This window comes from Streptomyces sp. NPDC059037 (assembly GCF_042740015.1).
Taxonomy (GTDB): Bacteria; Actinomycetota; Actinomycetes; order Streptomycetales; family Streptomycetaceae; genus Streptomyces.
This window is the reverse complement of the sequence record NZ_JBHYIG010000389.1, coordinates 1-7,793: the sequence shown is the minus strand read 5'-3', so window position 1 is coordinate 7,793 and position 7,793 is coordinate 1. Positions and strand designations below refer to the sequence as shown.

Genomic DNA, 7,793 nt, shown 5'->3' with positions numbered 1-7,793 from the left:
GGTTGAGAGGAACACGGGCGGGGCTCTCGTCAGCCGACGAGCCCCGCCCGTGTTCGTACCTGCGCCCCCATGGCCCAGCCCTGTCGCTGTGCTGTTCGCTCACCTTCAAGCATTCGACTAACTATTCAAGCCTTATTGGCGCCGTTATACGACATAGATATTGACGTCTCTCGATCCGCCTATTGACCCACTGGAGAAAGGCAGCGACATGCCTGTCCTGCTTGATGATCTCGACCTCTCGGCCAATGCCGTTGCTCAGAAGGCCGTCGACCCGAAGTTCTTCTCCTCGAAGCTCACCGGCAACGGCAAGAAGATCGGCCTGCTCAACGAGTCCTTGCTGCCGATCAACACTGCCACCAACACCGCCTACGCCATGGCCACCGATATCGAGGTCAAGCAGAGCTCGACGCAGCATGACATCACCACGACGTCGATCCCGCTCGCGCCAATCACGCGCCGCGCTCTGAACGCCGGCGGGTCCTTCACCTTGCCGAGCCCGCACGCCGACGACCGCTTTGCTGTCGACACCGCGTCCAGCGGATTCGACGACTGGGACGTCGCCTTCGACATGACCCCGCAGGCGCTCGTGTTCTACGAGGACAAGTCCGGCGGCAAGTCCACGCGCGACCTCGTCATCCAGTACCGGATGGAGCTGTACTTCTTCAAGAATGGGTTGCCCGACCCGGAGTACGCGACCGCTGTCTCGCGCTCGGCCGGCTACGGCAACCACGACGCCGCCGTCTTCCTGCAGTGGGACACCAGCCCGCTGGAGCACGCCCGTGACTACGTTCAGGACGTGTTCACATCCGCCGGCCTGACGGCCTCCAACCTCGGCGATGAGTTTGACGCGTGGATGCGCCAGTACTCGATCTACGAGCGCATCACGCGCCTGGCCCAGATCTGGGACTCCGAGGTGATTGCCGACGAGGTCTGCCGCTACATCCAGGACATGCCCGCGGGCCCGACGGAGCAGCAGCTGAACATGCTCGCCGTCCAGCTGCGCTACCTGGAAAACTACAACGTCCCGCTGGAGGCCTACCGCCAGATCCACAAGCAGCTGGGCGCGACCTTCTCCGACCAGATCTCCACGAAGCTGTCAAAGCAGAACCTCAGCCTGCTCATGAACCACACGCTCGACCACCTGGAGCAGATGAAGCCTCAGCTGATCGTGCCTGCACAGCCGACCACACCTCCGAATCTGCCGCCCCATCTGTCCAAGCAGCAGCTCGACGCGCTCACCACGCACGAGCCGCTGGTGATGACGCAGGCGGGAGCCGGCACCGGCAAGTCGACCGTGATCCTCGAACGGATCAAGTACCTCGAAGCCTGCGGCGTCCCCGCCTCGGACATCACGGTGCTCTCGTTCACCAACGCCGCTGCCGACAACATCACGGAGAAGAACCCGGACGTCGGCTCGATGACGATCGCCAAGATGATCATCGACATCTACTCGATGAACCACCCGAGGCACAAGGTCTCGGCGATCGACACCATCATCAACTCGATCGACATCTTCTACCCGAACAGCCAGTTCGCGGCGACGTTCCGCCACCGCCTGCTGGAGGTCGACCAGAACAGGACCGGTGCCTTCACGGCTCTCAACACCTTCATCGAGAGCCACTTCGACGAGGTGATCGCCCTGCTCGACCGCATCGAGCAGACGTCGCTGGAGCTGCAGATCATCATCTGCTACCAGAAGATCGACCACATGGCCGAGCCGGCCCACGTGCAGTCGAAGTACCTCATCATCGACGAGGTGCAGGACAACAGCGTGTTTGAGTTCATCTACGTGCTGAAGTACATCACCAAGCACGCTCAGTCCCTGTTCATCGTCGGCGATGCCTCGCAGACGCTGTACGAGTTCCGCTCGGCGAACCCGCGCGCGCTCAACACGCTGGAGGGCTCAGGGGTCTTCGCGACCTTCAAGCTCACGACGAACTACCGGAGCAACCAGGAGATTCTGGACTTCGCGAACGTCGTGCTCGGCGGCCTGGAGACCAACCAGTTCGCCAACATCCAGCTGCAGGCGAACTCGCTCGCCATGCCTACGGCTGACTCGTTCCAGGAGAAGGTCACCCTGGAGTACCGCGAGGTGGCCAGACTCACCGGGTTCGTCACCCAGGACCTACAGGCGATCGTGCGCAACACGGTCATCCCCGACTACGTGGACAATTGCCTGGACCGGGGCGAGCAGGTGGCCTTCCTGGCCTACTCGCGCCGCGAAGTGTCCTTGATCCAGGATGTGCTCGAAAAGCGCTACCCGAACCGCCGGGTCGCCTCTCTGGTCAGCGATCGCGTCTATGCCACGGACATCTTCTCGAAGTACATCAAGCTCTTCTGGAACGACGTCCTGCAGGCACCGCCGGCCAGCGCCCCGTTCGTGGTCTCCCAGGGGATCAAGGACAACATGGACAAGCTGACGAAGAACGCTGCCAACGCCAACGTCGAGAAGGCGATCCTGCGCACGATCTCGGAGTGGTGGATCGAGAACAGCACGGCCATCAACGGCTGGGTAGCGCTCTGCCACCAGAGCACGCTCACACGCGAGGCGTTCTTCGACCGGCTGCGCGACAACCTGCTCTCCTTCGAGATTCAGCGGAACCAGCAGAAGCTGAACATCAACAAGCAGAAGAACCAGGAGCGCAAGCGGAAGAACCTCGAGTCCAAGGCCGACCTGGTCGTTTCGACGATCCACGGCGCCAAGGGTCTCGAATTCGACAACGTTGTCGTCCTCTACAGGGAAGACGCGAAGATGTCCCAAGACGTCAAGCGGATGTTCTACGTAGCCTTCACCCGTGCCATGAAGAGCCAGTACGTACTCGGCTACGGCACTGTGAAGAACCCGCCGATCCAGAGCAGTTACGAACAGATCGTGACAGCTCTGACCGAGCGCGACAAGAAGAACGCCGCTCGCGCCCTCGGCATCGATCCGGATCTCTTGGACGACAGCGACAGCGCTGCTCCAAGCAGCGCCGACGACCGCTCCGCGGTCACCGCGGCCGTCTGACCAACCGCCGCCACCTCATGCCGCAGAGGCGGGTGTTCTCGACGAGAGGCACCTGCCCCTGCGGTCTTCCACACCTCATCCCTCCAAATGACACAGCCCGCTGGGCCCTGGTCCCGATGTCCTGCCGAATCCGCCGCTGCCCACAGGTGTCCCGCCATGTCGAACCGCCATGCCAGAGAACTGAAGACCCACGACATCAACGAGGTGTTCGTAAAGGATCTTCAGAACCGCGAGAGCGCGCTGCGCGCCAATCACGTGTGGCTAGCCCCTGCACTCGATCAGTTCTGCAACGGCCGGGCCATCACCCCTCCCCGCAACGCCCCCGCCGGTCTCACGCTCCTCGAACGCGCGGTGCTCATCGATGAGGCCTCGTACGTCGGCATCTACCGCATGTGGGCCCGCAGGGGGCGGGTCACCTTCGACCTGAACGAGCACATGGCCTCCGAGCTCTACCGCTCCTCGTACGACAAGCTCCCCGGCAGCATCTTCGACCGGCTCCCGTACATCAACCCGCTCGTCGTTCTGCCCGACCCTTGGCCGGTGCGCTTCGGCAAGTCCGAAGGCCTCGTGCGCGGATTCTTCATCCACGGCTTCAACCAGATACCCGAGCGCCAGACGTACACCGACGAAGACATCGAAGGCCTCGGCCTCCTCTTCGTCATCGACCTGCTCGACGAGGAGACCGGTGACGTCAACTACCAGACGTACGTCCGGCTCAACCTCCCCACCTGCCTTGCAGAGTTCACGCTCAGCCAGGCGGTCGAGTTCGCGGCCGCCCGGGCCGAGGCCCGCTGGATACGCTCGCCCGACAAGGGCGCGGTGTACGACATGTTCGAGTCGATGCTGAAGCCCGCGCTGAGCATCCTGGTCTATCTCTGCTGCGACAACCGCGACGTGGCCGAGCCTCCGGTGATCAAGCCGACCCATAAGAAGCGTGCCAAGGCCTCGCTACGGGACCGTGACCCCTTCTTCGTCGAGGTCGGATGGCGGGTCGGGCCCGCCCTGCACGCGGCCCGCCGCCAGGCCGGACGGATCCTCGACGGCGAAGGCATCCCTTCGGGCTTCCAGCAGGCGCCTCACCAGCGTTCCGGACACTTCAAGAAGGTCCGGGTTGGCAGGGGCGGCGCCGACCGGGTCACACGGTTCGTCATGCCGTACTGGGTCCGTCTCGACCTGCTCGCCGAGCACGAGGACCCCATCACCACGGTCGTGCCCGTTGACCCGCAACGGCACGACGCTCTTCGCCGTCGAGGCCTGCGCAACGCCCGCGCGTCTGGCGGCCGAGACCCTTACGCCGACCCGAGTAGATGACAGAGCCCGCAGCCTGGGGCCCGCAACCCGGCGCCCGACCCGGCATGAAGGTGTACGACGAACCGCTCGCCGAGAGCCACGCCGAAGCCTGGTACCACCTCGACCAATGGGCCATCCACGGCGAGGTCCTCTTCGCCGTCAACGCCCTGGCAGAACGCCAGGCGTAGCACATTGCACCCGCCATGTCCTCCTCACGACCTCGGCGGGACGGCGGTGTTCGAGTATCGCTGGGCGTTGCCGCCCGCTTCCACCACGCTCTTCCGCCGAAGAACAGGAACCCACCCATGGACTTTCCCGGCCTGGAACTGAAGATCCGCATGTCGCTCGTGGCCGACCCGGACTTGCGTGTATGTGTCCCCGTGCGGCTGTACTACACGGACTCCGACCCGTACGCGGTGCAGTTCTCCTTTGACGTCACGCCCGACGAGGTGGTCCGGTGGACGTTCGCCCGGGAACTGCTTGCCCAGGGCTTCATCACACCCGCTGGCATCGGGGACGTGAAGATCACTCCGATCGGTCCTCACCGAAACCGCGGCTTCAGCATCGAACTGGAAACCCCCGGCGGATACGCGCGCCTTGAAGGGTCGGCAGCTTCCGTGAACGCATGGCTCGCCAAGACCTTCGAGGTCGTCCCCGCAGGTCGGGAGTCTGAATCCGTCAACATCGACAGCTTCCTCGACGAGCTTCTGACCCACTGAGCCAAGCACCGCCCCGCACGCCCGCCACGGGCCCAGCGCAAGAAGATCCGCGCCGCCATGTCACACGAGCGGCGCGCAGCAGCCTCCGCAAGAACGACCGCCTCGGCGGCCGTGCCGCCGTCTACCTCGTAATCGACCGCTCCCTCTCGATGGAGCACTACTTCGCCAACGGCTCGGTCCAGCGGCTGAGCGACCAGATCCTCAGCCTGTCCGCGCACTTGGACGACGACGGCAAGGTCCCGGTCGGCTTCTTCTCCACCGGAATGCACTCCATCGCGCGAGGCGGCCTCTTCCGGCGTCGGCAGGTCTTCGTCGACGTCGAACTCGGCGCCCACCAAGGTCGCATCGCCCAACTGCACAATTCCCCTGGGAAGCATGGGAGGAACGCACTACCGCCCGGCCATGGAGGCCGTGCTCGACCAATACCACGCCTCCAGCGCATACAAGGCCTCGACGCCCGCCTTCGTCGTCTTCCAGACTGACGGCGCCCCGTAGGACGTGGTGGAGACCACCGACTTCCTCCAGTCCACCCAGGACGAGGACGTGCACTGGGAGTTCGTCCCGTTCGGCGAAGGGGGATAGTTCAGCATCCTCTCCGGTCTTCCGGGCAACACCGGCGTCAGCGCCGTCGGGTCCAACCCGCTGGCCCTGTCGAACGCAGAGCTCTACAACCGTCTGGCCTCGGGCCTTCCGAAGCTGACACCCGACGGGCGGCCGCTCGACCACCGCGCGACCGGCCGCTCGCCCCTCCCGTACCCCAACGCCACCACTCCTAAGGACACATCGTGCGCTCCATCGCCGTGCGGCCGGTCATCGCGACCGCGACCACCGTCATCACCACAGCTCTCACCCTCGCCGGATGCGCGGACCCCGACACCGACCTCGACCACGGCAAGGTCATCGACAAGCGCAGCCGGGCCGCCGAAGGCCCCGTCTACGATCAGATCGAGCGGCCGGCCCCCTGCCGATTCACGCGTACTCAGATGCTCCGGACCACGCTCGCCAAGCCGGGGCCCAAGCCCCGGCCCAAGCCGCCCACTGACACGAGCGATGACCAGCCGGACGCACCGCAGCCGCCGCGCACCGACACCTCGAAGAAGAACCCGCCCCGCTCGACACCGAGTGCCCGCACGCCCGACAAGGGCAGCCCTTCTGCACCGTGCGGGACCACCACCGTGCGCGTCTTCAAGGGATACAAGACACCCGCGAAGTGGGAGCTGCGGCTGAAGGACGGCAATGCGACCGACTGGGAGACCGTCTCGCGCGAGGAGTACGACAGCGTCGACATCGGCGACCGCTTCTGAACTGAACGACCCAGGGATATCGCCGGGCCTGCGTCGACTCGCGGCATGACGCAGGACCCTACGACCACGCGGCCGCGGAGACCAGTGACGTTCAACCCCGCCGCGAACCTGGCGCCGCGCCGCCAACACGCCTGATGCCGGCCACCGTCACCCTCACCGAGTCCGCGCTCGATGAGGGCAAAGGCGTCTACCGCTCGGACAGCAGCGCGCTGCCCATCCGTTGAGCACCGCTGTGCTGCCACCACCACCCACATACTCCCGCGAAAGCGAGAAGTCTTCATGCCCGCATCCACGATCGTCGCCTCCGGCGGGGAGTTCCGCCTCTACGGGGACTCCGTGCAGACCTTCGCTGACCTGCCCGTGGCCACCTACACGATCTCCTTCTCCAAGGTGGCCGGCTACAGCCTGCGCCAGACGGAGCCGCTGGCATCCGCCGAGGAGACCGTCTACGGCAACCACGCCTCCCGTGTACAGCGGATCGTTACCGGCTACTCCGCCATGGACCGCTCGCTCGGCGTCATCCTCTCCGGCGACAAGGGTATGGGTAAGAGCCTCATGCTCCGACTGCTCGCCGAGCAGATGCGCGATGAACACCACCTGCCCACCGTGCTCGTACAGCACGACATGCCAGGGCTCGCCGCCTTCCTCGACGAGCTGGGCGAAGTTGTCGTCGTCTTCGACGAGTTCGAGAAGATCTTCTCCAACGAGGACGACGAGTCGCAGAACCAGTTCCTGAGTCTGTTCGACGGGCTGAGCACGACGAAGCGCCTCTACGTTCTGTCGGTCAACGAGCTGCACCGCGTCAACGATTACATGCTCAACCGTCCCGGCCGCTTCCACTACCACATGCGCTTCGCCTACCCCGAGCCCGAGATGGTGGCCACCTACCTGCGCGACCAGGTGCCCGGAGTGGCCGAGAAGCAGGTGGCCGAGATCGTCGACTTCTCCCGGAAGTACGACATCAACTTCGACCACCTGCGGGCGATCGCCTTCGAGCTGCGCCTGGGCGAGTCGTTCGCTGAGGTGATCGGTGACCTGAACATCAAGCGCAGCGAGCACGACGGCTCGCGAATCGAGGCCCACATCGTCTGGAAGAACGGCGACACCGATATCTTCGATGGCCGTGTCGATCTGTTCAACAGCGACAGCCTGCAGACCATCAACGACTGGGACAGCGGCACCGGGCTGCAGTTCCGCATGCACGACGCCGTCCCGTCCGAGGACGGCTACCAGCTCCCGGATGGAGCCTTCACGCTCACCGACCTCCGTGACGAGGACGACAGGTCGCCCAACGACGAGAAGGACCTGCGTGCCGCCGCGGTGATCCTGCGCCGTCCCCCGAAGTACTCCATCGATTTCTGAGGACGCCCCCATCCGAACCGCCCCGGGGCCCCACCCGGGGCCGCCGGGGGTGGCGGGCCGGGGCACGCCGTGCGGTACAGAAATCAGCGTTAGACCCAGCCCCAGTACCCC

General features: G+C 64.8%; 6 protein-coding genes and 1 pseudogene. All 7 read left to right on the top strand.

Annotated features, from left to right (window positions below):
- Positions 1–208: 208 nt before the first annotated feature.
- The 7 genes and pseudogenes from ACFWY6_RS42750 to ACFWY6_RS42720 all read left to right on the top strand — a co-directional run bounded on the left by ACFWY6_RS42750 (position 209) and on the right by ACFWY6_RS42720 (position 7,682).
- A complete protein-coding gene (locus ACFWY6_RS42750) occupies positions 209–3,007 on the top strand; it encodes a UvrD-helicase domain-containing protein (protein WP_384702497.1) in 2,799 nt (932 codons plus the stop codon).
- A gap of 156 nt (positions 3,008–3,163) precedes the next feature.
- Positions 3,164–4,318, top strand: a complete 1,155-nt coding sequence (locus tag ACFWY6_RS42745) for a hypothetical protein (protein WP_384702494.1) — start codon at positions 3,164–3,166, stop codon at positions 4,316–4,318.
- Positions 4,315–4,485, top strand: coding sequence for a hypothetical protein (locus ACFWY6_RS42740; protein ID WP_384702491.1), 171 nt, complete (start codon positions 4,315–4,317; stop codon positions 4,483–4,485). The genes ACFWY6_RS42745 and ACFWY6_RS42740 overlap by 4 nt, the downstream gene beginning before the upstream one ends.
- Positions 4,486–4,602: 117 nt before the next feature.
- Positions 4,603–5,016, top strand: a complete 414-nt coding sequence (locus tag ACFWY6_RS42735) for an SsgA family sporulation/cell division regulator (protein WP_384702488.1) — start codon at positions 4,603–4,605, stop codon at positions 5,014–5,016.
- Between the two features lie 149 nt (positions 5,017–5,165).
- Positions 5,166–5,234 (top strand): annotated as a pseudogene (locus ACFWY6_RS42730) (hypothetical protein); the annotation flags it as partial.
- A gap of 567 nt (positions 5,235–5,801) precedes the next feature.
- Positions 5,802–6,320, top strand: a complete 519-nt coding sequence (locus ACFWY6_RS42725; RefSeq protein ID WP_384702485.1) for a hypothetical protein — start codon at positions 5,802–5,804, stop codon at positions 6,318–6,320.
- Between the two features lie 279 nt (positions 6,321–6,599).
- A complete protein-coding gene (locus tag ACFWY6_RS42720) occupies positions 6,600–7,682 on the top strand; it encodes an AAA family ATPase (protein ID WP_384702482.1) in 1,083 nt (360 codons plus the stop codon).
- The last annotated feature ends 111 nt before the right edge of the window (positions 7,683–7,793 follow it).

Excerpts from the sequence above, each read along its gene's own strand:
- ACFWY6_RS42750 (WP_384702497.1), top strand. The coding sequence starts at position 209 with ATGCCTGTCCTGCTTGATGATCTCGACCTCTCGGCCAATGCCGTTGCT.
- ACFWY6_RS42745 (WP_384702494.1), top strand. The coding sequence starts at position 3,164 with ATGTCGAACCGCCATGCCAGAGAACTGAAGACCCACGACATCAACGAG.
- ACFWY6_RS42740 (WP_384702491.1), top strand. The coding sequence starts at position 4,315 with ATGACAGAGCCCGCAGCCTGGGGCCCGCAACCCGGCGCCCGACCCGGC.
- ACFWY6_RS42735 (WP_384702488.1), top strand. The coding sequence starts at position 4,603 with ATGGACTTTCCCGGCCTGGAACTGAAGATCCGCATGTCGCTCGTGGCC.
- ACFWY6_RS42720 (WP_384702482.1), top strand. The coding sequence starts at position 6,600 with ATGCCCGCATCCACGATCGTCGCCTCCGGCGGGGAGTTCCGCCTCTAC.